The organism is Streptomyces sp. TLI_185 (assembly GCF_003814765.1).
Classification (GTDB): domain Bacteria; phylum Actinomycetota; class Actinomycetes; order Streptomycetales; family Streptomycetaceae; genus Streptomyces.
On sequence record NZ_RKRB01000001.1, the window covers coordinates 3885726 to 3910411 of the forward strand.

General features: G+C 68.6%; 26 protein-coding genes and 1 tRNA gene. 12 read left to right on the forward strand and 15 right to left on the reverse strand.

Annotation, left to right across the window (positions count from 1 at the left end; translation table 11 throughout):
* Position 1: 1 nt before the first annotated feature.
* Complete coding sequence (locus tag EDD92_RS17740; RefSeq protein ID WP_123965232.1) at positions 2 to 1345, reverse strand: FtsK/SpoIIIE domain-containing protein; 1344 nt, start codon at positions 1343 to 1345, stop codon at positions 2 to 4.
* Between the two features lie 2 nt (positions 1346 to 1347).
* Positions 1348 to 1704: a hypothetical protein gene (locus EDD92_RS17745; protein WP_123965233.1), complete on the reverse strand. Its 357-nt coding sequence runs from the start codon at positions 1702 to 1704 to the stop codon at positions 1348 to 1350.
* 189 nt (positions 1705 to 1893) lie between these two features.
* On the opposite strand from EDD92_RS17745, the gene EDD92_RS17750 reads away from it, so the two are divergent.
* Together EDD92_RS17750 and EDD92_RS17755 are read left to right on the forward strand one after the other, a co-directional pair.
* Positions 1894 to 2652 carry a GntR family transcriptional regulator gene (locus EDD92_RS17750; protein ID WP_123965234.1) on the forward strand — a complete coding sequence of 253 codons (759 nt, stop codon included), beginning with the start codon at positions 1894 to 1896 and terminating at the stop codon, positions 2650 to 2652.
* A 1824-nt stretch (positions 2653 to 4476) separates the two neighbouring features.
* Complete coding sequence (locus EDD92_RS17755) at positions 4477 to 5028, forward strand: hypothetical protein (protein ID WP_123965235.1); 552 nt, start codon at positions 4477 to 4479, stop codon at positions 5026 to 5028.
* A gap of 546 nt (positions 5029 to 5574) precedes the next feature.
* Here the strand turns inward: EDD92_RS17755 and EDD92_RS17760 are convergent.
* Positions 5575 to 6249, reverse strand: a complete 675-nt coding sequence (locus tag EDD92_RS17760) for a hypothetical protein (protein WP_123965236.1) — start codon at positions 6247 to 6249, stop codon at positions 5575 to 5577.
* Between the two features lie 339 nt (positions 6250 to 6588).
* Here EDD92_RS17760 and EDD92_RS49875 point away from each other — a divergent pair.
* Both EDD92_RS49875 and EDD92_RS17765 read left to right on the forward strand, forming a co-directional pair.
* Positions 6589 to 6656, forward strand: a tRNA-Arg gene (locus EDD92_RS49875).
* Positions 6657 to 6775: 119 nt separating this feature from the next.
* Complete coding sequence (locus EDD92_RS17765; RefSeq protein WP_123965237.1) at positions 6776 to 7204, forward strand: VOC family protein; 429 nt, start codon at positions 6776 to 6778, stop codon at positions 7202 to 7204.
* A 190-nt stretch (positions 7205 to 7394) separates the two neighbouring features.
* Here EDD92_RS17765 and EDD92_RS17770 read toward each other — a convergent pair whose 3' ends face one another.
* Positions 7395 to 8318, reverse strand: coding sequence for a zinc-binding dehydrogenase (locus EDD92_RS17770; protein ID WP_123965238.1), 924 nt, complete (start codon positions 8316 to 8318; stop codon positions 7395 to 7397).
* Positions 8319 to 8395: 77 nt separating this feature from the next.
* On the opposite strand from EDD92_RS17770, the gene EDD92_RS17775 reads away from it, so the two are divergent.
* On the forward strand, positions 8396 to 8794 hold the full coding sequence (locus EDD92_RS17775; protein WP_123965239.1) for a helix-turn-helix domain-containing protein: 399 nt from the start codon (positions 8396 to 8398) through the stop codon (positions 8792 to 8794).
* A gap of 297 nt (positions 8795 to 9091) precedes the next feature.
* Here the strand turns inward: EDD92_RS17775 and EDD92_RS17780 are convergent, their stop codons facing one another.
* The 5 genes from EDD92_RS17780 to EDD92_RS17800 all read right to left on the reverse strand — a co-directional run bounded on the left by EDD92_RS17780 (position 9092) and on the right by EDD92_RS17800 (position 14568).
* Complete coding sequence (locus tag EDD92_RS17780) at positions 9092 to 10810, reverse strand: LCP family protein (protein ID WP_399183200.1); 1719 nt, start codon at positions 10808 to 10810, stop codon at positions 9092 to 9094.
* A gap of 111 nt (positions 10811 to 10921) precedes the next feature.
* On the reverse strand, positions 10922 to 11128 hold the full coding sequence (gene tatA / locus EDD92_RS17785) for a Sec-independent protein translocase subunit TatA (RefSeq protein WP_123965240.1): 207 nt from the start codon (positions 11126 to 11128) through the stop codon (positions 10922 to 10924).
* Positions 11129 to 11161: 33 nt separating this feature from the next.
* A complete protein-coding gene (gene mgtA / locus EDD92_RS17790; protein ID WP_123965241.1) occupies positions 11162 to 13837 on the reverse strand; it encodes a magnesium-translocating P-type ATPase in 2676 nt (891 codons plus the stop codon).
* Positions 13830 to 14192 carry a metalloregulator ArsR/SmtB family transcription factor gene (locus EDD92_RS17795; RefSeq protein ID WP_123965242.1) on the reverse strand — a complete coding sequence of 121 codons (363 nt, stop codon included), beginning with the start codon at positions 14190 to 14192 and terminating at the stop codon, positions 13830 to 13832. The genes mgtA and EDD92_RS17795 overlap by 8 nt, the downstream gene beginning before the upstream one ends.
* A gap of 97 nt (positions 14193 to 14289) precedes the next feature.
* Positions 14290 to 14568 carry a hypothetical protein gene (locus EDD92_RS17800; RefSeq protein WP_123965243.1) on the reverse strand — a complete coding sequence of 93 codons (279 nt, stop codon included), beginning with the start codon at positions 14566 to 14568 and terminating at the stop codon, positions 14290 to 14292.
* A gap of 182 nt (positions 14569 to 14750) precedes the next feature.
* On the opposite strand from EDD92_RS17800, the gene EDD92_RS17805 reads away from it, so the two are divergent.
* Positions 14751 to 15710 (forward strand): D-2-hydroxyacid dehydrogenase family protein, encoded by a 960-nt coding sequence (locus tag EDD92_RS17805; RefSeq protein ID WP_123965244.1) that lies wholly within the window; start codon positions 14751 to 14753, stop codon positions 15708 to 15710.
* A gap of 24 nt (positions 15711 to 15734) precedes the next feature.
* Here EDD92_RS17805 and EDD92_RS17810 read toward each other — a convergent pair whose 3' ends face one another.
* The 5 genes from EDD92_RS17810 to EDD92_RS17830 form a co-directional block, all read right to left on the reverse strand.
* Positions 15735 to 16607, reverse strand: a complete 873-nt coding sequence (locus EDD92_RS17810; protein ID WP_123965245.1) for a tyrosinase family protein — start codon at positions 16605 to 16607, stop codon at positions 15735 to 15737.
* Complete coding sequence (locus EDD92_RS17815; RefSeq protein ID WP_123965246.1) at positions 16591 to 17064, reverse strand: tyrosinase family oxidase copper chaperone; 474 nt, start codon at positions 17062 to 17064, stop codon at positions 16591 to 16593. The genes EDD92_RS17810 and EDD92_RS17815 overlap by 17 nt, the downstream gene beginning before the upstream one ends.
* 134 nt (positions 17065 to 17198) lie before the next feature.
* Complete coding sequence (locus EDD92_RS17820) at positions 17199 to 17696, reverse strand: DUF5949 family protein (protein ID WP_123965247.1); 498 nt, start codon at positions 17694 to 17696, stop codon at positions 17199 to 17201.
* Between the two features lie 74 nt (positions 17697 to 17770).
* Positions 17771 to 18250, reverse strand: a complete 480-nt coding sequence (locus EDD92_RS17825; protein WP_123965248.1) for a hypothetical protein — start codon at positions 18248 to 18250, stop codon at positions 17771 to 17773.
* Positions 18251 to 18271: 21 nt separating this feature from the next.
* Positions 18272 to 19006 carry a family 16 glycosylhydrolase gene (locus tag EDD92_RS17830; RefSeq protein ID WP_123965249.1) on the reverse strand — a complete coding sequence of 245 codons (735 nt, stop codon included), beginning with the start codon at positions 19004 to 19006 and terminating at the stop codon, positions 18272 to 18274.
* Between the two features lie 279 nt (positions 19007 to 19285).
* Here EDD92_RS17830 and EDD92_RS17835 point away from each other — a divergent pair, with 279 nt between their 5' ends.
* The 4 genes from EDD92_RS17835 to EDD92_RS17850 all read left to right on the forward strand — a co-directional run bounded on the left by EDD92_RS17835 (position 19286) and on the right by EDD92_RS17850 (position 21067).
* Entirely contained in the window at positions 19286 to 19681 is a 396-nt protein-coding gene (locus EDD92_RS17835) for a hypothetical protein (protein ID WP_260326584.1), read from the forward strand.
* 306 nt (positions 19682 to 19987) lie between these two features.
* Positions 19988 to 20308 carry a hypothetical protein gene (locus tag EDD92_RS17840; protein WP_123965250.1) on the forward strand — a complete coding sequence of 107 codons (321 nt, stop codon included), beginning with the start codon at positions 19988 to 19990 and terminating at the stop codon, positions 20306 to 20308.
* A gap of 61 nt (positions 20309 to 20369) precedes the next feature.
* The gene (locus EDD92_RS17845; RefSeq protein WP_123965251.1) at positions 20370 to 20687 is read left to right on the forward strand and encodes a hypothetical protein; all 318 of its coding nucleotides are present in this window, start codon (positions 20370 to 20372) and stop codon (positions 20685 to 20687) included.
* 59 nt (positions 20688 to 20746) lie between these two features.
* The gene (locus EDD92_RS17850; protein ID WP_123965252.1) at positions 20747 to 21067 is read left to right on the forward strand and encodes a hypothetical protein; all 321 of its coding nucleotides are present in this window, start codon (positions 20747 to 20749) and stop codon (positions 21065 to 21067) included.
* A 339-nt stretch (positions 21068 to 21406) separates the two neighbouring features.
* On the opposite strand, the gene EDD92_RS17855 is transcribed toward EDD92_RS17850, so the two are convergent.
* Positions 21407 to 21739: a hypothetical protein gene (locus tag EDD92_RS17855; protein WP_123965253.1), complete on the reverse strand. Its 333-nt coding sequence runs from the start codon at positions 21737 to 21739 to the stop codon at positions 21407 to 21409.
* 324 nt (positions 21740 to 22063) lie between these two features.
* Here EDD92_RS17855 and EDD92_RS17860 point away from each other — a divergent pair, with 324 nt between their 5' ends.
* Together EDD92_RS17860 and EDD92_RS17865 are read left to right on the forward strand one after the other, a co-directional pair.
* On the forward strand, positions 22064 to 23200 hold the full coding sequence (locus tag EDD92_RS17860; RefSeq protein ID WP_123965254.1) for a glycosyltransferase: 1137 nt from the start codon (positions 22064 to 22066) through the stop codon (positions 23198 to 23200).
* Between the two features lie 20 nt (positions 23201 to 23220).
* Complete coding sequence (locus EDD92_RS17865; RefSeq protein ID WP_123965255.1) at positions 23221 to 24684, forward strand: exopolysaccharide biosynthesis polyprenyl glycosylphosphotransferase; 1464 nt, start codon at positions 23221 to 23223, stop codon at positions 24682 to 24684.
* Positions 24685 to 24686 lie beyond the last annotated feature (2 nt).

Genomic DNA, 24686 nt, shown 5'->3' on the forward strand with positions numbered 1-24686 from the left:
ATCAGGCGGCGGTGGCCACCGCGGGCGCCTCGACGGGCGCGAGATCGACCAGCGGGCGGAAGCGGGCTAGCTCCGGAAGATCCGGGGTCAGATCCGCATGCCGGTTGCAAGCGGTGACGGCCTCGCGCATCGAGGTGTAGGCGGAGCGGATCCGGGTCCAGTCACCGTTGGAGTAGCCGACCACGGCCATACCCGGCCGGTCGTTGCGGATCTGCGTGGCCGCGAACACCGCATGCGGGGAGACGTCCCCGAAGGCCATCTTCGAGCTCGACTCGTCGTTGACCCGGTGCGACATCCGGCCCGTCAACTGAGCGCGCAGCATCGTGATCCCGTCACCCAGTTCGGAGCCGAAGCGCTGCCCGTAGATGTCCACGAAGATCCCCGCGGCACGGCCCAGCTGAGCCAGCCGCACCAGGGAGACCACGGCCCGCTCACGGCGCTTCTTCTCCGCCGCGCTCGTGAACAGGGCCAGTTCCGCGATCTCGTCGATGGTCAGCACCACCGGAACCGGCCGCAGATGCTCCGGCAGCCCCCAGATGTCCGCAGTGATCTCCGCATCCGGGGTGTCCGCACTGATGCGCTGCTCCCGCCGGATCGTCTGGTAGATCGCCTCCATACGCGCCACCAGCGCCTGGAGAAGGTCCGCGGCATCGTCGGCGTTGTCGGCCAGGGCCGAGAACCGGCGGGCGAGCGGGGCGAGTTCCACGCCGTTCTTGCAGTCGATGCCGACCAGAGCGACGCGCTGAGCGGCGAGTTCCTTGATGACCCGGCGCTGGGTGACCGACTTGCCGGAGCCGACCGCACCCAGGGTGATCGAGTGCGGCACCTCGCGGTAGTCGCGGTAGTGGACTGAGCCGTCCTCGCGCAGCGCGATCGGAATGCGCAGCGTGCCACGGTCGACGCGGGCGGGCATCTGCACCCGCTTGAGGACGTCATAGCCGGTCATGGCGATCTCGACCGTGCCGGGCTTGACCTCGCGTGAGGTGACCTGGTGGACGCCGAAGGCGTGCCGCAGCCGGTCGACCGCGGCAGAGTAGTCGAAGGCGTCCTGACCGGGCCGCATCCGGACCCGCAGCCGCAGCCCGGTCCGGGTGGGCTTGATCCACAGCAGTCGGGGAACGCGCTGCTGCGGTGTGTCCCAGTTGAACCAGCGGGCCAGGGTGAGCCGGAAGCGGGAGGCGGCAACGGTGAGGTCGCAGGCGTCCATCACGGACGCGTACCGGAGCCGGACCTTGAGGGAGGCGTACACGACACCGAAGGTCATCCAGTACCAGGCGGGGCGCCGCCACCGCAGCAGCAGCGCCAGCCCGGTAACGACCACCAGAGCGATCGTTAACCACGTCATGATCAGGCTGCCTTCGACTTCGCAGACGCCTCGACCAGCGAGGTGACCGCGACCGCACGGAAGGCGATGCCGTGCCGCTTCTGGCCGTTGAACTCGTTCTCCCACGGCCGCGCGATCAGGCCAGTGAGCGCGACCGGGGTGCCCATCACCAGGTCGCCGGAGATGCCCGGCTCGGGGACGGTGATGGAGAGGATCTCCACCTCGTCGTTCGCCGCGAACATCACGTCCACGGTCATCATCGTGGCGCCCGTGTCGGCGTCGGTGGCGACCTCGCCGGTACGGCGGTCCTTGACCTTGGGCTGCGGCGTCTTGGCGACCATCACGGTGGCAGTGGAGGTGTCGACGGGAATCTGACGCACAGAGATCACTCCCAGACTTCGGGCTGCCCCTCATGAGCAGCCTCTCTAGAGATGTCTCCATGGAACATCTCTAGAGACCTGCTGTCAACTCATCTCTAGAGATGTTTCGAGTCGGTCACCATGGCCAGCCGATTAGCTGCACCCCGAGAGAGACGCCTAAGCTGTCTAGAGAAGAGAGGAGGGGATCACATGGCCACCCAGGGCGGAGATCGCCAGCCGAAGTACCAGCGCATCGCCGACGCGCTCAGGAACGCGATCCAGGCAGGCGAGTACGGCCCAGGTGATCGGCTACCAGGAGAGAACGACCTCATGGCCACGTACGACGTGGCTCGAATGACTGCCCGTCAGGCTCTGAGCGTCCTGCAAAACGAGGGCATCGCCGAAGCCCGCAAGGGAGCCGGGGTGTTCGTTCGCACGTTCCGCCCTCTGCGCCGCCGCGGCATCCAGCGTCTGGCCCAAGAGCAATGGGGCTCCGGCCGGTCTATCTGGTCGGCGGACGTTGAAGACCGGACGCTAGTAGTTGATCAGGTAGAAGTCAGCGAAGTGCCGGCCGCCGACCGCATCGCCGCAGTCCTCGACATCGAGTCGCAAGCCCCGGTATGCGTTCGCAGTCGTCGCTTCATCCTCGACGACAAGCCCGTGCTACTCGCGACTTCATACCTGCCTGCCGATCTTGTGGCAGGTTCTGCGATCACTCAGGTAGACACCGGCCCCGGCGGTACGTACGCGCGACTCGCCGAGTTGGGGTACAAGCCGGTCCACTTCCGCGAAGAGATCCGGTGCCGCATGCCATCGAGCGATGAGGCTGAACGTCTGGGGTTGTCGATGGGGACACCGGTGATTTTGGTTTGTCGAACGGCCTATGCCGACGACGGCCGAGCGGTTGAGGTCAATGAGATGACCTTGGACTCGGCTTCCTACGTCCTTGAGTACGACTTCGACGCCTGACCCCGGCACCTCACGCCACCCTTGGGGGCAGTGGTGCAAGAGGGCGGCCAGACGCCCCGATCGCGGCGCGGTGGGAGTTTCCCTACATCATCAAGGCTCGCTCCGCTCGCGGCCTTGCTCCGGCCGCGAGCGCCGACCGCCCTAAGATCCGGGGGCTCATGCTCCGGTGACGCGGAAGCGCCCGCGGGGAACCGCCGCCGCGATCCGGCCTAGGGATGGAAAACCCTTCAGCATCCGTAGGGCTCAAAAGGCGCACGAGCACGAGACACCCCATCAAGACCATTAGACCCGAGCCGCCCAACGAAGTCGGGATCGATCCAGGGGGACCGAGGGGCCGCGCACGCGCGGCGGCGCCGACCGGTCGCCGCCGCGCCGCCTCCATGTCTTCGCCACCGGCCGCACGTCGCCGCCCGTCCGTCGCCACCAGCAGCGGCCAAAAACCCAGCAGCGGGCCATGAGGTGCAGGGGATTGCCGCACAGGCGGCCATAGACGCTTTGTGTTACCGAAGAGGCCGGATCGCGGCGGCGGTTCCCCGCGGGCTACCTCGCCACCGTGGCCGTTGCCCCGTGGCTGGGGCGGTCGGCTCCACGACTTTAGGCAGCCACTTTGGGGGGAGCCTCGAAGATCATGGCCCCAACGTCGTGCTTTAACGGGCAGGTCAACAGACTGCCCGACGCGCCGGCAGCTTACGGGGCCATGATCACTCCCCCCAAAGCAGCTCCAGCCCAAAGTCGCTGCGCCGACCGCTCTGTCAGCCCACCAGGACCGCCAGTCCCAGCAATACCAACCCGACTCCCACGAACCCGCACTGCATTTTCATGCGCTCAAGGCTCTTCCAAGGCGCCCCCCCATCCGGTCCTGTAACGCGGCGAAAACGTAACGTCTGCCCAGTCCCATAGCCACGCGTCCACGCCGCGGTAGCCGCAGGCCACCAGGATGAAAGCGCTGCCCGCGATCAGTGCGAGCACCCCACGAAGAACCATCAGGGGAGCTTCCTCATCACCCGCAACCCGATCCAGTACGCCAGGACCGCGACCGCAAGGCTTATGAGCGCAGCCGCTGTGTTCGGATACCCCTGGGTCAGTCGCTTCGTCGTTTCAAGAGCCGGCCCGCGAGAGAAGAAGAAGCCGGTTGTGGCCGCCAGGGTGGCTCCAGCCTTGTCCTTGGTCCACCGTGCCTTCGGCCTGGAGTCGCTTGTCACCGGACGGTTGTATCGGCAACGCAGGTCGTGCGCAAGATCCAGGTGATCCAGGGAGAGAACATCCTTCCGCACCGCGATTGCTGTACAGCAGCGGAGTACAGCAACCACAGCAACCGACCACGGCCTCCAGCCACCCTGAAGGACCGTACGACGGCCTCTATGACCCTCATCGACCGATCTCTGTAGAGCTGCGGATCAGATGGTGCCTATGCCCCTGCCGTACCCGATCGGCCGGGAACTGGCGGGGACCCACGGCGGCGAGTACACACCGGTCGGCAGAACGGCCTCTGACCGATTCACCCGGTCAGAGGTGTGAGATTTGAACCCACGGTGGCATCGCTGCCACCCCTGGAGTGCCAGCCGAACAAGCGAGGTCAGTTCGGCTAGCCCACACCGGTAGGCGGCGAGGTGCGTAATGCCCCGCGGGACACGGAGCGCCAGCCTCAGGATGATTCGGGTCAGCGCGAGGAAGGGTGGGGTCCGGATGAGGGCTGGGCCTGAGTGGGTCGTCGGGCAGGTCAGCACACGTCCACCGAACGTGGATGGTTTAAGCCCATGCGGAGCGTCGCAGAGTCGTGTAAAACATTTTGAGTGACCGCCTGACGCGAAGGAAAGCATCAAGATGCCTGAATCGGTATTCGTAGAGGACCGAGATCTTTATCGCGCAATAGGTCGCGTAGCCTCAGAGAGTGCGCTTATGGATGAACTCTTGCGCGAGCTTATCTGTGAAGTGTCGGGCGTCGACGAGCTCTTTTGGGTTCTTCTTCAGGGGCAGAGTAGCGAGTGGCTTTCTGACACTTGTAAAGCCATCCTGGAGCAGAGAGACCCGTACTTTCGGGTCTGGCCGGAGAATCATCATGTCAAGGTTCTGGAGTTGCTGGATGAACTCTCACGGTATCGCGTGATTAGAAATGCCGTGATACATGGTGTGTGGTATCCCTACGACCCCTTCGGAGGGGAAGGCCTTTCCCCTCGGCCTTGGGGGGCAAAGGATGACGGTTCCCCTGTCTACTACTGCTTGCGCAGCAGGTATCGAAAGCTCGACGAAGTACGGGAAATATCGGTAGGTGATGTGGAGGTCCTTGCCGACAAAATTGCAGATATTCAGAAAAGAATGGTTTCCCAGTTTAGGGCGATGGGGCATTCCGCGACATTCATGCGTTGGGGTTACTGATTTGGCTACTGCTTGGGGCTGGGCCTGCGCCGTGCGCGGGCCTTGATGAGGCAGGGAAGTTCAGGAAGAGGCTTTCACGGACGAGATCACGGCGGCAGTTTCGCCCTCGTAAAGGAGGTGCGGTTCGTCTGCTTGAGGCGAGATGAACCGGGTCCATGCGGATGAACGATACAAACCGGAGCACAGGGGCATGTGAAGGCCCCCTGCGACCGCTCCGGGACGACTGCCAGCCCGGGCCTCCTGTGGTTATTCCTCTTGCTAGTAGCGCTCCAGAGTGGTGAGCCGGCATGCGAACACCAACGAACGGACGCCTGTGGACCATTCGTGGACCGATGAGCCCATCGATGCTGCCGCAAAGCTCTGACCTGCTGGAATGCGTAGGCCGCACAGGCTCTCCGGAGCCCTTTGCGGTACTCCCGAATCATTGCGTCCCCGTGACCAGCTTGGGGATACCCCCAGCGAGCTCCGCGCCCGCAGTTCGTATCCAGGGACTGAAGGCCCGGTACCTCCTAGCGGACTCGGATAACTGCTGTCCGACGAGAGCTCTTAATCCGTTTCTCTTCGGTAGCAGTCTTTAGATTTGCTAGAAGCATGAAACTTTGGCAGGTCATCGCGGAAAAAGAAGATCTCTCGTGATGTCGAACCATGGATTTCATTAACGGCTCCCTTTGAGACGATCAAGCAGAACTTCTTGATCAAAGGACTGTGACTCTCGGACCTGCTCAACTGAAGTGATCCCTCGTATCGCCCGGGCTTGAAGGTCCAGTTGTCGGCCCAGAAATTAAGTGTGGGCTGCTGAGGTTTGTCCTGACTGACGATAAATGGTGCGGGATCGCTGACCCAATGATAGTTGATCTGGTCTGAAGCGGCATCGTAGACATATGTTCCGTTTTCGTGCCAGTAGAAAGTCGGCTTCCTCGAAGACGAGATCGAGCCGACGGGAGTCAGTTGCAGGCGTGCATCACGAATCACCTCGACGTCCTGGGTCTTGAATCTGGTGGAGACCGTCGGCTGAATCTCGAAAGCGATTCCGTGGTCTACCGTTCCAGTGCGCAACAGGTGAGGGAGTGTCAGATCGATTTTGGGCTTCTTTTGGATTTCAGCGAAGTTGTAGATCGAGAAAGCGAGCGCAACAACAGCGGCTAGTGTGGCGGCCCATTTGTGCACACTGTCGAATCGCACTCTTTGAGACTCCGTCGCCCCCTCATTCGTGCCGTTCACGCTTCTACTCTCTACTGCTATCAGAGTCGACGGCCTGTTCTGTTGCTCCATCTGGCCGACAGAATTAGTGCCTGGACTGTCAGCGAACCGCTCACCTTCGCACTCGCTGAAGCCTCCAACGGTCCAGGGTGGCGATCTTGGGAGTCCCAACACGATCACAGCGATCGAGTCTGCTTAATGATCACCAGCCCTGACGCGAGGTTACGATCACCAAAGCGGCATTGATCCCCTGGTCTACTCCTGGACGGGTGCTGCTCGCTCAAGCACCTACGCGCGCTGTCGAATGTGTGTCAAAGTTGGAGGCCCGCAAGGATCACCCCCGACAGTGCTGCAGGTCAGAACCCTGTTGCGCTGCAAGCACCAGGCGCCTTCTAAGCGCTTGGCCGCAGGTTCGAGTCCTGCCGGGGGCGCATACAGCCTCTCACCTGCGGAAACGCGTGAGGGGCTCTTTCGTGTCCAGATACACATCCACCTGCACAGAGATGGCGCCCGGAGCCTCGGCGCCAACGCGCCCTACTGTTGTCCGATGACTCCGATCAAGAAGTTCCAAGTCACCTTCGACTGCGCAGAACCTGAGCGGCTCGCTCGTTTCTGGTGCGAGGTGTTGGGGTACGTCATACCGCCGCCACCTGCGGGGTTTGCCACTTGGGACGATTTCAAGCGCTCGCAGCCAGCTGAGCAGCGGGATTCCTGGTTCGCCTGCGTCGATCCCTCAGGTGTGGGCCCGCGGCTGTACTTCCAGCGCGTCCCCGAAGGGAAGGCCGCCAAGAACCGGGTGCATCTTGATGTGCGGGTCGGCACCGGACTCGTGGGGGAAGAGCGCCTCGCCGCACTTGAGGCGGAATGCGCACGACTGGTCCCGCTCGGTGCGGTACACGTGCGCACGCTGTATGACGGCAGTGATGCGTGCATACCGATGCTGGACATCGAGGGCAACGAGTTCTGTATCGACTGAGAGGCCACGGACCTGCCTTCGCCCTGTCCCGATGAGCCAGGCGGAGGCACGAGGGGCGGTCATCGGCCAAAGGTCCCCCGGAAATGACAGCAAGCGATTTGACAGCGTTCGTTGGGTTCGAGTCCTGCCGGGGGCGCCCAAGTCTCCGCCCTCCTCCGGGAGGGCGTTTTTGATGGTCAGGACAGGATGGTCAGGACGGGCTTCCCAGCGTCATGACCGCTTTTCCGAAGACACGGCGCCCCCGGAGGGCCTCGGCGGCCTCGTCGAAGCGGTCCCAGGATCCCCGCCAGCCGATCTCGACGTCGAGAAACCCCTCAGCGGCCAGCTCGGTGAGAACGGCAAGGTCAGCGCCGACATCGCCCTCGATGACGAAGGAGGTCAGCGACTTGGCCGGCCCGACGGTTGCATACGGCGGAAAGACCGCCGGTTCCCCGGAAGTCCAGCCGACACTCTGCACACTGCCCCCGGGAGCGAGCAGGTTCCATACCGCGACCAGTTGAGGGCCGCCGACGCTGTCGATGACCACATCGACGGGTCGTTGGAGTCCCTCCAGTCCGATCAGCACCTCGTCGGCGCCGGCCTCGGTCAGCCCCTCTCCGCGGGCTGCCGAGCCCACCGACGCGATCACGTGGGCACCGGCCCGCGCTGCCAGCTGGATCGCGAACCGTCCGACCCCGCCGGAGGCCCCGGTGACCAGTACCCGCTTGTCCGGTCCGAGCCCCGCGGCCCGCAGCGAGCGCAGTGCCGCCACTCCGGCGACCGGCAGAGCCGCCGCCTGCGCCGGCTCCAAGCCCTTCGGCACTTCGGCGAGCGCACCCACGTCGATCGCCACGCGCTCGGCGAACGCTCCCGCGGTCAGCGCCACCACCTGGGTGCCCACCGCCGGGCCGGTTCCGTCGGCTGCGGCCCGAACGACCACTCCGGCGGCGTCCGAACCGAGCACCGCACCCACCGGGACGCGCCCGGAGCGGGCGTCGTTGAGGTCGCCGTAGTTCAACGAGGCGTGGGAGACGTCCACCAGGACCTGGCCCGGCCCGGGCACCGGATCGGGCACCTCGGCGAGGCGGACGGCCGCGGATGCGGACGGGTCGACGACGAGAGCACGAACAGACATCTCTTCCCCCTTGGTTCACGACTTGTGACAGCAGTCATCATCGATAACCTTGCTGGTCATCGGAAGGGGGCACTTTCTTGTCACGCAGTCACACCCGTGTTACCGAAGCCCTGAGAGACGAAGCCTGCCCGGTCACCGAGGTGCTCGACCGCGTGGCGGGCAAGTGGAGCATCGGGATCCTGATCGCCGCCGCCCACGGCCCGGTCCGCTTCACCGAACTCGAACGCGCCATCCAGGGCATCAGCCGACGGATGCTCACCCTCAACCTGCGTCGGCTGGAGCGGGACGGACTACTCGTCCGCACCGTGTATCCGACCGTGCCGCCCAAGGTCGAGTACAGCCTCACGCCCATGGCCCGGGAGCTCCACGCTTCGCTGACCGGGCTGGTCGGCTGGGCCGAGCGGCACCGGTCCGCCATCGCCGAGGCCCGCGCCGCCTATGACACCGCGGCGGAGCAGAGACCCGAAACCGACTGAACCGGCCGGACGGCGCGCGCCTCACCATGACCGCGCCACGCATCCATCGGCTTCCAACAGGCCTGCTCAGCGGGGCCGACAGGGCCGTGTCCCGGCGTGGTCTGCGCCTCTGCGTACAGGGCTCCAGGGACCCGTCGACGTAGGGTGCTGACCGGCTGAGACATGGCACATCCCTTCGCGAAGGCCGCCTTCACGGCCGCGCCGTCACCACCAACCCGCCCTGCTCAGCCGCAGCTTCACCGAAGACGCGCTGGTCTCATACGACAGGTGAGGAGGCGGCCGGGATGCGGGGATCGGTCAGGGCGCCGAGTCCTTCTTGCTGCGCGCCGCCGCGTACGCCTGGGCCGGCGTCATCGGGACCCCGTTGATCTGCACCGTCTTGTAGGGGCTGACCTTCGCGCAGGTCTTGGCCTTGTCGGCGGTCTGGGCGTGCGCGTCGGCGACCGCGGCGTGGGTGTCGGCGGGAGCGGCCGACGAGCCGCCCGAGGAGCCGTACGCCGTACCGCTCGGCCAGTCGCTGCCGATGACGAGGACCACGCCGCTGCTGCCGCCCTGGGTGAGGTGCGAGGCGGGCAGTCCGAGCGCGGAGGCCGCCGTCTGGGCCTCGGCCTTCTGACCGGGCCCGTAGGTGATCGTCGTCCTCGACGACTGCTCGGGAGCGTTGCCCGTGGTGGTGTTCGAGCTGAAGCCCTTGGCGAGGAGGGCCTGCGCGATCACGGAGGCGCGTCCGCCGGTGGTGGTGCCGTTCTCGACCTGTACGGCGACCTCGGAGGCCGGCACGGTGGCCGCCGCCGACGCGGACGGCGACGCCGAGGACGTCTTCTTCTTGCCACTGTCCGAGGTCAGGGACTGGTCGTTCGCGATGGTCCCGAACAGCGACTTCGCGGTGGCTGCGGGGACGACACGGTTGGCGTTGGTCGGGTCGGCCGCGGTCTGCATGGTGGTGAACGTCATCCGCTTGGACGGGACCTTGTTCAGGTCGGTCGCCAGGTTCACCAGCTTGGTGACGCTGCCCAGGCCGGTGTCCACGGTCAGCGCCTTGGTGGCGGCGTCCGCCAGCGAGTAGACCTTGCCCGGGTCCGTCAGGGTCCCCGCGCTCTTGAACTTGCGGATCATCGCGCTGAGGAAGAGGTGCTGGGAGACGGTACGGCCCAGGTCGCTGCCGTCGCCGAAGCCGTGCCGGGAGCGGACGAACTCCAGCGCCGCATCGCCCTCGAGGGTGTGGGTGCCCTTGGCGAGCTTCAGATGGGAGTAGGTGTCGTAGACGTTGTCGCTGACGCACACCGACACACCGCCCACCGCGTCGGACATCTTCACGACTCCGGAGAAGTCGAGCATCACGAAGTGGTCGATGGTGATGCCGGTGAGCTGGTGAATGGTTTTGACCTGGCAGGCCGCGCCGTACTGCAGCGCGCTGTTGATCTGCCCGTAGTAGCCCGACGTCGCCTGGCCGCTGTCCGGGTCCTTGCACGCGGGGACGTTGGTCATGGTGTCGCGCGGGACGCTCATCACGGTGGCGTTGGAGCGGTCGGCGGAGACGTGCACCACCATCTCCACGTCCGCATTGTGCCCGACGGTCGCACTCGCGGAGCCGCAGCCGCCGCCCAGTTTGCAGTCGGCCGCGTTGTTCCGGCCGTCGGAGCCGATCACCAGGATGTTGATCGGGGTCCGCCCGAAGGCGTCGACCTTCTCTTTCCCGCCGGCACCGTCGTCGATCGAGACGCTCTTGATGTTGCCGTTCAGGTGCTCGTACAGCCAGGCACCGGCTCCGGCGGTGACCAGGATCAGGGCCGACACCGTGAACAGGGCTATGCGGGCGATCCTTCTGCGCCGGGCGACGGGTTTGGCCCGGCGGCCCGAGCCGCGCCCCCGGGAGCGTGCCGCCTGCCGGGCGGCCGCCCGGCCCCCGTGCGGCGGGCGGGGCGGGCCGTCATCGGACTCGCGCTGACGGGGAACGCTTGCTGAACGATCTCGGGTGGCCGCATGGCCACGGTTTCCGCCCCAGGGGTCGCTCAACTCCCACTCCCTACGCTGTGGCCGACGCCAACCGCCGGCGCCACGGCGCGTCCCTCGGGTTGGTTGATTGCGCAATATAGCAAGCGTTTACGAGTTCGCAGGTGGGCTGCGTCACACCTCGCGGACGGTGCTGTCCCCGGACGCGGGACGGGCCGCCACGGCACCGTCCTCCTTCATCGCCTTCGCCTCGCTCTTGAGGATGCGCATGGACTTGCCCAGCCCGCGGGCGGCCTCAGGCAGCTTCTTGGAGCCGAACAGCAAGATGATGACGATCGCCAGGACCAGCAGGTGCCAGGGTTCCAGTCCGTTGCGGAGCATCCCGCCCACCCCTTCTCACTTCTCGCATGGTTGCTACGTTGCGCAACTGTACAACCAAGGTGCCCTTCCGACAGCCATCAGCCCGACGGTGTACAGCGCGAGCACTGCGGCCAACAGCAGGTAGTAGAGGAGCGGCAGCGGGGTCAGCCCGAGCAGCGAGCCCAGCGGGGAGACCGGCAGCAGCAGCCCTACGGCGGCCAGCGCGCCCGCCGCCCAGCCGATCGGCCCGGGTCCCCGCCCCGCCGCGAGGCGCCCAGCGCGCAGCAGCACCATCACCAGGGCCTGGGTGAGCAGGTTCTCGGTGAACCAGCCGGAGTGGAACACGGCCTGGTCGTCCAGCCCCTCGGGCCCGTGCAGAGCGAGCTCCAGCACGCCGAAGGTGGCCAGGTCGGCGACCGCGTTGAGGACGCCGAAGCCGATGATGAAGCGCAGCAGGTCGCGCGGGCGCAGCAGCGTCGGGCGGCGCAGCACGGACGGATGCGGCCGGTCGTGCGCGAAGGCCAACTGGGCGGCGTCGAAGCACAGGTTCTGCGCCAGCACCTGGGCCGGCAGCATCGGCAGGAAGGGCAGCAGAAGGCCCGCCGCGAGCATCGCGATGACGTTGCCGAGGTTGGAGGAGAGGGTGATGCGCAGATACGTGGCGATGTTGCCGCCCGAGTACCGTCCGGCCGCGATGCTGTGGTCGATCGCGGTGAGGTCCTTGTCGGCCAGGACCACGTCGGCGCTCTCCCGCACGACGGCCACGGCGTCCCGCGGTGCGATGCCGACGTCGGCCGCGCGCAGGGCGGGCAGGTCGTTCACTCCATCGCCGAAATAGCCGACGGTGTGCCCGCCGGCCCGCAGGGCGGCGGCGAAGCGGGCCTTGTGCTCGGGGGTGCAGCGGGCGAGGACGACCGTGCGGGCGGCGGCCGCGGCGAGTTCGGCGTCGGTGAGCCCGTCGATGCCGTCGGCGGTGAGGACGCCGTCCTGCGGTACGGCGATGCCCAGGTCGCGGCAGGCGCGGACGGCGGTGCCCGGGTGGTCGCCGGTGAGGATCCGGACGGTGACGCCCCGGTCGGCGAGGGCCTTCAGCGCTTCGGCGGCGGTGGGGGCGAGCGCGTCCTTGAAGGTGACGAAGCCCCGGAAGTCCAGGCCGCGTTCGTCGGCGGCCGTGTACTCGCGGGTCCGGGCGATGGGGGTCCCCCCGCTCGAGCGAAGTCGAGAGTGGGGGAGGTCGGCGGTGGCGACGGCCAGCACCCGGAGCCCGTCGTCCGCGTGCCGTGCCGCGAGCGCAAGCAGTTCCCCGCGCTCGTCGTCCTCCAGTACGCAGCGCTCCAGGACGGCTTCGGCGGCCCCCTTCACGACCAGGGTGTGCGTGCCCATCCGCCCCGGCGTGCGGACGACGGCGGTCGCAAGGCGTCGCAGCGGGTCGAAGGGCAGGGCCGCCACCCCGTCGTACACCATGACGTCGTCCTCGTCGGCCGCGTCCAGGACCGCGTCGTCGAGGGCGTCCGGGGCGGGCAGGTCGGCGAGCTGCAGGGTCCACCAGGCGTTCAGCGCGGCCCAGCGCAGCACCTCGGGGTCGTCCCTGCCGTCCGGGCCGAGGGCGCGGTCGAGGACCGGCCGATCCTCGGTGAGGGTGCCGGTCTTGTCGAGGCACAGCACGTCGACGGCGCCGAGGTCGTGCAGCGCGGGCAGCCGCTTGACGATCACTCCGTGGCTGCGGGCCAGCAGCGATGCGCCGCGTGCGAGGCACATGGTGACGATGACCGGCAGCATCTCCGGCGTCAGCCCGACCGCCACCGCCACCGCGAACGGCAGGGTCTCCAGACCGCGGTCGCGCAGCGCGGCATTGGCCATCAGGACCAGCGGCGGGGTCAGCAGCATGAACCGGATGAGGATCCAGGAGACGCCGTGCACGGACCGGTCGAACGCGCTGGCCTCGGGCCGGACGTCGCTGCGGGCGTTCGCCGCGGCGAACCGGGTCCGCGCACCGGTCGCCACGACGACCGCGGTGGCACTGCCGGACGCGACACTGCTGCCCTGGAAGCAGAGCTGGGGCCGGTCGAACAGACCACCGCCCGCCCCGCCCGCCGTGTCGGCGGCATCCTTCGCCACGGGAGCCGACTCGCCCGTGAGCGCGGCCTGATGCACGGTCAGGCCCTGCGCGCGCAGCAGTCGTACGTCGGCGGGGACCAGGTCGCCGGGGCCGAGCCGGATCACATCGCCCGGCACCAGCTCGTCCACCGGAATCTCCCGGGTGTCCGGCGGCAGATCCTCCCCAGTACGGCGCAGGACGGTGGCGGTGGTGGCGACCAGGCCGCGCAGTGCGGCCATGGACCGGCCTGCCCGGTGCTCCCCCGATGCCCGCAGCACACAGCTCACGGCGACCAGCAGGAGGATCACACAGGCGGTGCCCCAGGAGGCGACGGCCGCCGACACCAACCCGAGGCACAGCAGTACGGCGGTGAACGGATCGCGCAGACTGTGCAGCAGCACCCTCGGCCAGGAGGCGTCCCGGTGCGTCGGCAGAGCGTTCGCTCCGAAGCGGGCCTGCCGCTCCTCGGCCTGCGCCTCCGTCAGACCGCGCGGCCCGCTGCCCAGGCGCCGCAGCGTCTGCAGCAGGGTCGTGGGGCCCGGCCCCTGGCCCGCATCGGCGACCGGTACCGGCCCTCCCGCGCAATCGAGCGCCCCGGGGTCCGGTTCCGGGGCCGCGGTGGTGTCAGCCACCGGCCCCGCGCAGCGCGTGCACGGACGCGGACGCCCCGCCCGCCCGCGCGGCCAGTTGCCCCACCATCACCCGGACCACGGTCACGACGTCGGGATCGTCGACGAAGTAGATCTGCCGCCGCCCCTCCCGCCGGGACCGCACGAGCCCCGCGAGCTTCAGCTTCGCCAGGTGCTGGCTGACCGCGGGCAGGGCCCCGCCCACCCGGTCGGCGAGGTGGGTGACATCGCTCTCGCCCTGCGCCAGCGCCCACACCAGGTGCAGCCGGGCCGAGGAGGCCAGCAGTCCGAAGGCGGCGGCCGCCTCGGCCAGTACCTCGGCGGACGGATCCTCGAAGCCCCCGATGTCTGCCGCCACAGTCCTCTCCCGTCACACCCGATCACCGCGCCGCACCGCGCCGGACCAGTCTAGGGGTGCCCCCGCGACACCGAGCCGACCCGTCGGACAGCTCCTGCTAGGTGTCCGGCTGTGCCCGAGCCTCCGTCTCGGCGCCCGCTGCCGCCGCGTCGTCCGGCTCGGACCGGCCGCGGGCGGCCATCAGGAACCAGGCGACGTCACCGACGGCCGTCCCGGCGGCCACCGCCCCGGCGATCAGCCCCGCCGTGATCAGCCCTTGTCCGACGTAGGGCCGCCCGGCGAACGCCCCCACCCCGAACCCGAGGAACAGGAACAGGGCCGCGGCAGCGGCCGGCACACCGGTCACGAGCATCGCCCGCACACACACGAACCGCATGGATCTCCCCCCGTTGGTTGAACGCCTGCGGCATGGAGTGGCGAGTGTAATGGTTCTCGGATTGCGCAATCTTTAAAGGCTTACTTGATCTACGCGTGCTCGGGTGGCTCGCGGATCCGCTCATGCGCGACCATTGCTGATCACGCCCTGCCACCCGACCGCGCCGACGAAAGGGACCCGCCGTGCGGCTGCGCTGCGCTGTGCTCAACGACTTCCAGCAGGTGGCGACGGAGCTCGCCGACTGGTCACCCGTGGCCGACCGGGTGGAGACCGTCTCCTTCTCCGAACACTTCGACACCGAGGACGCGCTCGCCTCGGGCCTGTCCGGCTTCGACATCGTCGTCACCCTGCGCGAGCGCGTGCCCTTCCCGGCCTCGCTGCTCGCCCGCCTGCCCCGGCTGAAGCTGCTCGTCGCCTCCGGCATGCGCAACAGCGTCATCGACTACGCCGCCGCCGAGGCGCACGGCGTCACCGTGTGCGGCACGGCGAGCACCTCGACGCCGCCCGTCGAACTGACCTGGGCCCTGCTCCTCGGCCTCGCCCGCGGCATCGTCGAGGAGAGCAACTCCCTGCGCTCCGGCGGCCCTTGGCAGCAGACGGTGGGGGCCGACCTGCACGGCCGCCGCCTCGGACTGCTCGGCCTCGGCAAGATCGGCAGCCGCGTCGCCCGGGTCGGCACCGCCTTCGGCATGCACGTCAGCGCCTGGAGCCAGAACCTCACCAAGGAGTACGCCGACGAGGTGGGTGTCGAACTCGCCGCCTCCAAGGAGGAGTTGCTGTCGAGCAGCGACTACGTCTCCGTCCACCTGGCCCTGGGCGAGCGCACCCGCGGCCTGCTCGGCCCCGCCGAACTCGCCCTCCTCAAGCCCACCGCCTACCTGATCAACACCTCCCGCGCCGCGATCGTCGACCAGGACGCCCTGCTCGCCGCCCTGCACGAGGGCCGGATCGCCGGCGCGGGCATCGACGTCTTCGACATCGAGCCCCTCCCCGCCGACTACCCGATGCGCACGGCTCCCCGCCTGCTCGCCACACCCCACCTCGGCTATGTGTCGCAGGCGAACTACGAGACGTACTACCGGGAGGCGGTGGAGGACATCCGCGCGTTCCTGGACGGGGCACCGGTACGCCGGCTGGGCTGAGACGGAAGCTCCCGCGGGGCACGGTCAGGCGTACCGGTAGATCCCGCTCACGTCCTCCATCTCGTCCGGCGACACGCCCCACGGCGGCATCGGCTCGTGCCGGGCGACGATGCGTCCGCGCTGCCCGCTGCGCGGGCCGGGCGGATAGGCCGGCAGATAGTGCGGTGCGCCATTGCGGTGCCGTTGCTGCCAGCGGGTCCACTGCAGGTCGACGAAGGCGTGGTGCAGCCAGAACACGGGGTCGTTGACGGAGGCGCCACCGACCATGGCACCGCCGACCCAGCGGTGGACGAGGTTGTGATTGTGCAGAGCGTCGCTGTCCTCCCCTGTCCCCCATCCCTCCAGCTTGTTGCGGAACCCCTCCTCACAGGTGGAGTCCCAGGGCTCGGTGTCGTAGACCGGGTCGGCGAGCGCCGTCTCGAGTTCCTCCTCCGTCGGCAGCTCGATGGGGTCGTGGGCGCGGCCGAGGTCCCGGGTGAGGAACAGGGCGTCGATGATGCCTTCCCTGATGGGCCAGTACCCCTGCACATAGGCGAACGGCCCGGTGACGACCTGGCGGTCGAAGGGGCGCCCGTTACCGCCGAGGAGGTCGTCGGTCCAGGGCACGGACATCGTCGAACGGTCCCGCGTCCAGTCCCAGTACGGCACCGTCACGGACTCGTCGACCCGTTGCAGCGCCCGCTCCAGGTCCAGCAGGAAGCGGCGGTGCCAGGGCAGGAAGGACGGCCCCATGTGGGCGGAACGCAGGCCCCTCTCACCGTCGGAGGTGTAGTACGCAATGTGGATGCGCACGAACTCGTCGTACTCTCCCCGCCATTTGATCCGGAGCAGCGCGTTGACGAACCGCCGCCGCTCGTCGGGGGTCAGCCTGCTCACGTCCTTACGCACGTACGCCATGGTCTTCCCCCATGTGCATGGACCCGTGCGGTCCGCCGAGCGGGCCCGGGGCCAGGTCGCGCAGCCGCTGCCCGGGGCCGAGTTCGTCGACGGCGGCCCGGGTCGCCTCCAGCGAGGTCGGGTACGAGTTGTAGTGGTTGACCATGCTCAGCCAGGTGCCGTCGGAGCGACGCATCAGATGCAGCGGGTGGCCGTCCACGGTGACCTGCCACGCGTGGCCGCCGGCGCGGGGTCCGGTGGGAGTGACCAGGGCGCCCCGGATGCGACGGCCGCGGTAGATCTCGTCGAAGGCCGACTCCGCTGCACCCTCGGAGCCGGCTGCGCGCCGCGGGACGCGCGAGGCGACGAGGACGGGCGCGAGCGCGAAAGCGGCGATGGAGGCGAGCACCCGGCGCCTTATCGCCGGCCTCGCCCGCTGCTCCCCACCCATCGGTACTCCACCGGCACGGACGACCATGGCTCGCTCCCTCATAGGATCAACACCAGTACGTCCATACGATGCTGTGCCCGGGCGGAACGTCGGCGGAGCCGGTGCGTCAGATCGTCAAGAAATCCCACCAACGGGTCAGGCTCGGCCTGCCGACGACGCGCTCAGCGCGGGGTGAGCGCCGGCAGGAGCACGTGCGCAGCGGCCCTCAGGGTCTGCTCGGCGCCGGCGAAGGCGGCCAGCGCCGCGGGCTCGATCGGCCGGCCCGGCCTGCCCTCCGGCCAGGGGCGGGTGGTGAACACGAGGTAGGCGTAGCCGCGTTCGGCGACCGCCGCGAGCCACTCCGGCGGAGCGGCGCACCGGGCGCCCAGCTGCGGCATGGTGACGAAGGCCTGCCCGGCCTCGACGAACAGGCTGACGGCGATCCCGGCCCCGGCGGTGGCGTCGACGAGGCCCCCGCCGACCCGCAGCCCGTTGCCGGCCAGGAGTCCCTCGACCGCGGCGGACGTCGTCTGCGGACCGCCGTCGGCGTCCCCGAGGGAGTAGGCCAGCAGATACGGCAGGTCGCCTCCGTCGGCGGCGGCACCGCTCCAGGGCAGCAGTACGAGGGTGCCGAGGTCGGTCATGCGGAAGGAGCGCGCTTCGGTTGGGGTTGAGGTCATCGCGCGACCTTATCGACGGGCTGCCGAACGGCCCGCCGCCTTCTCACCCGAATGACCGACGGCTCGGGCGAGGTTCACCCGGCCGTTGTCGCCGTGGCGAGCACCTTGCTCAAGGCGGTCACCATGCTGCTGACGGCCGGGGGGACCTTGTCGGCGTCACCGGAGGTGGCGGCCGAGAGCAGGGCGTCGACCGCCTTCTTCAGCGCGGTGAGCGTGTCACCCTTGACTGCCTTGGTGGTCGCCGGGAAGGCCTTGGCGATGGCGTCCTTCACGGCGTCGCCGAGCTTCTGCGCCTCGACGACGGACAGTTGGCCGCCGTCGGCCTTCAGTACGGCGTTGAGCAGTCTGGCGACGGGAGTGAGGACACTGCCGAGGTCGCCGAGCTTCTTTACCTGCGGGAGCAGCTGGTCCGCCCCGGGGACGGGTCCGCGGGACGAGGTGCGGGTGCGTTCCGGTGCGGAGTCGGCCGCGATGGCGGCCGGGGCGGCGATGCCGACCAGCAGGGCGGCGCAGAGAGCGACGGACGCGAGACGCCGTGCGGGCAGTACACGCATGGGGGCTCCTTTCGAGAACACTCAGCGGTAGACGCGAAGGTGGTCGACGGCGAAGGTGAGGGGGCCCGGACCGGAGGGGGCCGGGTGGTACTGGCCGGCGCTCAGCGACAGATTGAGGATCAGGTACGCCGACCAGTGGGCGCCCACTCCGGTGCCGTCGCGGAAGACCCGTTCGCCGTTGACGTACCAGTCGACGGAGTGCTTGCCGTAGCAGCTGCCGATGGTCACCCACTCGTCCGGGGCGATCGTGTCGGCATCGGTGTGATAGGCGCAGGCGTGGTTGACGTGGTTGGACAGCTCCAGCAGGTTCGGGTTGTCGGGGTGGTATTCGAAGGAGTCGACCTCGTTCCCGCCGTCCTTCCAGGTCCACAGCGCCGGCCAGGCACCGGTCCCGGACGGCAGTTTGACCCGGGTCTCGGCGTAGTCACCGGTCCGCACCTGGAAGCCCTCGGCGGAGTACTCGGTGGTGAGCAGTCCGGTGTGCCAGGCCTGCCGGCCGTTCTCGAGCGTGTGGCCGGCCGGGGTGGCCGTGAAGGTGGCCACGCCTTCGGAGACGGTCACACAGCCGGGGCTGAGCCAGTCGAGCTTGTTGTCGTCGGGATTGTGGTTGCCGTAGCGGTAGGCGCTGGTTCTGTCGCCGACCCATTTGGTCCCCCAGGCGATGGGGGTGTTGAACTCCTCCGACCAGGTGAGCGACTTGCCGGTGGCGAGGGCAGGAGGCGCGGTCGGCATGGGCTGGGCGCTGTCGGCGGTCATGGCGGTGAGGGTAGGGCCGCGAAGCGGCCGCCCCGGCCGAAGCACCGGCTGCACCGCTGGAATTCCTCTTTCACACTACCCATCCGGTCGAAACCGCACCCACCATACGATGAATTGATTCACCGACCATGTGAATCCCTTTGACGACACCGTAAGCAAAGCATTGTTCACCCCTCTGACTTTCATGCGTATGGAGTAACGCATCGCTTTTACGGAGGGCTTGGACTGCTATGTTCTCCAGCCGTCGGCTCAGAGGTAACTTTCAAACCGAGGTGAATCATGAAGAAGGCAATTTTCACCACTGCGGCGTTGGCCATCGGCGCGGGCCTCGTGGGTGGGTCCGCCGTCGCGGCGTCGGCCGCCACCCCACCGGCCGCACCGGCCGCGTCGGGCGGCCTGCTCGGTCTCATGTCCCCGACCAAGGTGACTCCGGCGGTGGTGCCCGCGGCCGACGTCGTGTCGCGGCTGGCCCGGAACGGCAAACTCGCCAACGGTAGCGCCTTCGACAAGCAGAAGACGCCGGGCGTCTCGGGCGTCTACCTCGACGGTATGGACCCGAACGCTTCCAAGAAGCCCACGATTCCGGTGAAGAACCCGGCCGGAAACGGCGTCGTTCAGGTCCACCCGCTGCAGGCGCCGACCTCCGCCGGGCTGGGGAACCTGCTCAGCAAGTGACGAGACGGAAACCGTAGGAGCCGGCCGTACCGGCGGAAGCCCCCATACGAAGCATTTGTCCGGCCCACCGGCCCTCCTCCTTCCGGTGGGCCGGACCCATGTCGACGCCCGTTCCCTTTTCGGATTGTCCTTCATTTACGCCATATGGATTCCGGATCCATTCCGGCCCGACCCCCAGGAACCTGCGGCATTGCGCCATCCGACGGAATAAACCTTGTTTAGGCGCCCGTCCCGTGACTTATAGGCGCATATCAAGGTTTCCTGGTATGCAAGCGTGCGCAACCGTGAATTGAGGAAGGAACTAAGTTGCCCAGGAAGTTCGCGGTCATCACTGCCCTCACCCTCGGCGCTATGGTCAGCAGCGTCGGTTTCGCCTCGGCCAACGACAACAACACCACCGTCAAGGGCGGCAGCGGCTTCGCGGAGTCGCCGGTCGTAGTGAACGCCCCCCAGCAGGGCGTTCTGGTGGTCAACGGGACGCTCGTTGACGGTCGTTGCATCGCCCCGTGGTCCAACGGATCCGTGCTCGGTGGCGTCGTCGCGCCGAATTCCCACTACGCCGCGTGCAACACGGCGGCCGTCGACCAGTCGCAGAACGCCCCGTACACGGGCGGCATTCTCTTCTGACCCTGTCCCGAGTAACTCGGAGCAGGTGCAACACCCAAAACAGCCCGGAAAGGCGCAACTCATGCGTAACAAGGTTTCGGCCATTTCCGCCCTCGCCGCGGGCCTCGTCCTCGCGGCGGCCGGCACCGCCGCGGCCGAGGACTGCACCGACGTCAAGGGCGGCAGCGGCTTCTCGTCGTCCCCGGTCGTCGTCAACGCTCCCCAGCAGGGAGTGGCCGTCGTCAACGGCTCGGCCGTCGACCTCCGTTGCGTCGCGCCGTGGTCCAACGGTTCCGTGCTCGGCGGCGTCGTGGCCCCGAACTCGCACTACGCCGCATGCAACACGGCGAAGATCGACCAGTCGCAGAACGCCCCGTACACGGGCGGACTGCTCTTCTGACCTGCTCCAAGCAACTCGGAGCACGGAAATCCCAACCGCCCCACCGAAAGGCGCATCCCATGCGTAACAAGGTTACGGTCATTACCGCCCTCGCCGCGGGCCTCGTGCTCGCGGCCGGTGGCGCCGCCGCGGCCAACGACTCCAACACCACCGTCACCGGCGGAAGCGGCTTCTCGCAGTCCCCGATCGTCGTGAACCAGCCCCAGCAGGGCATCGCTGTCGTCAACGGCTCGCTGATCGATGGTCGCTGCATCGCGCCGTGGTCCAACGGTGCCGTCCTCGGCGGCGTCGCGGCCCCGAACTCGCACTACGCCGCATGCAACACGGCGGCCGTCGACCAGTCGCAGAACGCCCCGTACACGGGCGGCATCATCTTCTGAGCCGCACTTCACCCCTATGGCGGTCCGCCGGAACTCCGGTGGGCCGCCATCGGCTTTTCCATCGCCTTCGTTCCGCTGGTTTCACAAAAACGCGCGGGGCCCGTCTGTGTCAGATACAGACAGGCCCCGCGGTCAGGAGACAGCCGACGAAGAGCGCGCCAACAAGGAGGGAAAGGCGCTCCAGCGGGTCGTTCCAATGGGAACAACGGCACACTGCCGCCTGCGGTCACCCTGGATCGTTCGTTTGGCCCAGCGCGCGAAGTGTGCTCGCAATACGCCCCCCATATATGCCGAAGGGCCGACTCCGAGGAATGCGGAGCCGACCCGAATCGTCGAACGCTACTTGCCGACCGGAAGCCCGCCCAGCAGCTTGCCGTCGGCGGCGGTGGCCGGCAGGGCGGGGTTCGGCAGGGTGCCGCCGACGACGGGGCCCTTCATGCCCGCCTCCTTCATGCTGCCCTTCACGCTGTCCTTCACACTCTGCGCCACCTGGCCGACGTTGTCGCCCACGAAGCCCGTCGACACCTTGGCTGCCGTGGGGACGCCACTCGCAACCGTCTTTCCGCTGTCCATCAGGCCCCCGGCCGGCATGTCCGCCGCGCCGGCAGGCACGGCGACACCGGCAAGGGCGAGGGAACCGGCTACGACGGCGGCAGCCTTCAGAGTCTTCATCGTGTGCCTTTCTTTCGTAAGTCGTCTTCGACCGGCCTAACGAGAGTGCGGCTTCCGGGAAACCCTGTTGCCGTTGCCGTAACTCCAAACGGGTGATCCAGGGCGACAAATAGCTCATGGAAACGCCACCATTCCGACACAGATGACCGGTTCGCAGATAAATACGGGTGAGCGGCTAGAGTGGCTCACCTCGTGATTTCAGCGATGCCGGTTGAACAACGAACCTCACGCTCTCGAACGGGTGCGGGTTTTTATATCAAGAAGCACGAGCCGCACGTCCTGGCCCCGGCTCGGACTCTTTTGTTCGGAAGGGCATCCTCTCCCATGCGTTTTTCCCCACGCGTGCCGCACATCCTGCATGTCGCCCAGCCCGTCGAGGGCGGTGTCGCGCGGGTCGTGGCGGACCTGGTGGCGGCTCAGCTCGCCGCCGGGCTGCGGGTGACCGTGGCCTGTCCGGAGGGTGGCACGCTGACGGAGGCTCTGCACGCGGCCGGCTGCACGGTGCTCCGCTGGGACGCGACCCGCTCGCCGGGGCACCGACTTCCGGGCGAGGTACGGCGGTTGGCCCGGATCCTGCGCGAGGCGCGGCCGCACCTGGTGCACGCGCACAGCGCGAAGGCGGGACTCGCGGCCCGGCTGGCCGTACGCGGCGGTCTCCCGACCGTCTTTCAGCCGCACGCCTGGTCGTTCGAGGCCGCCGAGGGAGTCGTCGCGCGTCTGGCGCTGGGCTGGGAGCGGTTAGGGGCACGGTGGGCGACGCGCGTGGTGTGCGTCAGCGAGGCGGAGCGGCGGACCGGGGAGCGGCGCGGGGTCGACGCCCCGTGGCGGGTGGTCCCCAACGGTGTGGACACGCTCAGGTTCCGGCCGGAGGGGGACGACTCCCGGTCCGGGCCGGGGCCGCTCGTCGTGTGCGTGGGCCGGCTGTGCCGCCAGAAGGGGCAGGACGTGCTTCTGCAGGCCTGGCCCGAGGTGGAACGGCAGCTGCCCGGGGCCCGGTTGGTGCTGGTCGGCGAGGGCCCGGACGCGGACCGGCTGCGCTCCTGTGCGCCCGCTTCGGTGGTGTTCGCCGGTGCCGCGCCCGACGCGGCCCCCTGGTACCGGGCCGCCGACGTCGTGGTCCTGCCGTCCCGCTGGGAGGGCATGGCGCTCGCCCCGCTGGAGGCGATGGCATGCGCCCGGCCGGTCGTGGTCACGGACGTGGACGGGGCGCGCGAGAGCCTGCCGCCCGAGCAGCTGCCGTACTGCCTGGTGCCGCCGGAGGACCCCGGTGCGCTGGCGCGGGCGCTGACGGCGCTGTTGCGGGACGAGCCGCTGCGCGCGGCGCTGGGCGCGCAGGGCCGCCGGCATGTGCTCGCCGCCCACGACCTGCGGCAGGCGGCGGACGCCGTGACCGACGTGTACCGCGAATTGCTCGGCGAACTCCACGGCGTCGTTCTCGCGCCGGTCGCCGTACCCAACTAGAGCAGGAAGTGCATCACCAGATGACTGCGGAAAGTACCGTTCCCCCTCCTACGGGGCAGCAGCCGCGGGCGGCAGAGCGCGCTGTCTCCGTTCTCGCCCCGCGCGGCCCCGCAGCCGGACGTCGACTGCCCGCCGGACGGAGAGAGAGCCGGCCGCGGCGGGCCTTCTGGGTGACCCTGCCGCTCGTCGACGGCGGGGCCGCCGTGCTGGGAGTCCTGGTCGTGCCCGGGTTCCCGAGGTATCCGCTGGTCGTCGCCCTGCTGGTGCTGGGGGTGGTCGGGCTGAACCGGCGGGCCCGCCTGTACGACGGCTCCCTCGTGCGCGGTGTGCTGGACGAACTTCCCGCCGTCTGCGGACGGATCGCCGTCGGCTGGGCTGCTGTCGGGTCGCTCTCGCCGCTGCGGCCGCTCCCGCCGGCCGTACTGGTCAGCGCGTTCGCCGTGCAGTGCGCGGCGGCCTGTGCGGGCCGTGCGGCGGTGCACGGGCGGCGGGCACGGCGGCGGCTGCCCGATCCCGCGCTGGTGGTCGGTCCGGTCGCGGCGGCCCGGAAGGTCGCGGCCGCGTTGCTGCGCCAGCCGGGCTGCGGAGTACGGCCGGTGGGCGTGGTCGGCGACGGCCTCGACGTCCTCGCCCGGCCCGGTGAGGGTCCCGAGCTGCCACTGCTGACCACGGATCAGGCGGCGCGTCGGGCCGTCATCCAGAACGGTGTGGAGACGGTGCTCGTCGTGGGCGCCGCCACCCGGGTGGAGAAGACCGCTCTGCTGCGGGATCTCGCCGCGTACGGCTGCGTGGTGTGGGAGCTGGACGCGGACGCGCCCTCGTACGGCCTCGGCGGGCGCCGCGAAGCGGGCGGGCATCTGGCGGGTTTCCCGCGCAGGCTGCTGTGCCCGGGGCGCGGACGGCGGCGGGTCGGCGTGGGCAAGCGGGTGCTCGACGCGGTGCTTTCGGGCTCGCTGCTGCTGCTCGCCTGCCCGGTGCTGCTGGTGTGCGCGGCGGTGCTGCGGGTCATGGACGGGCCCGGCGTGCTGTTCCGGCAGGAGCGGATCGGCAAGGACGGGCGGCCGTTCACCCTGCTGAAGTTCCGCACCCACCGGCCCGCCAGCGCGCACGAGGCGGCGACCCGCTGGAGCGTGGCGAACGAGCAGGAGATGAGCCGCTTCTGCCAGTTCCTGCGCCGCACCTCACTGGACGAGCTGCCGCAGCTGTGGAACGTCTGCCGCGGAGACATGAGCCTGGTCGGTCCGCGGCCCGAACGGCCTTATTTCGTCGCCAAGTTCAGCCAGACCTACCCGGGTTACCGGGAGCGTCACCGGATGCCGACCGGGATCACCGGGCTCGCCCAGATCCACGGGCTGCGCGGGGACACCTCCATCGAGGACCGGTGCCGCTTCGACAACGCGTACATCGACAACTGGTCGCTGTGGCAGGACATCTGCATCCTGGCGCGCACGGCGGTCCTGTTCGTACGGCCGACGGGGAGCTGAGC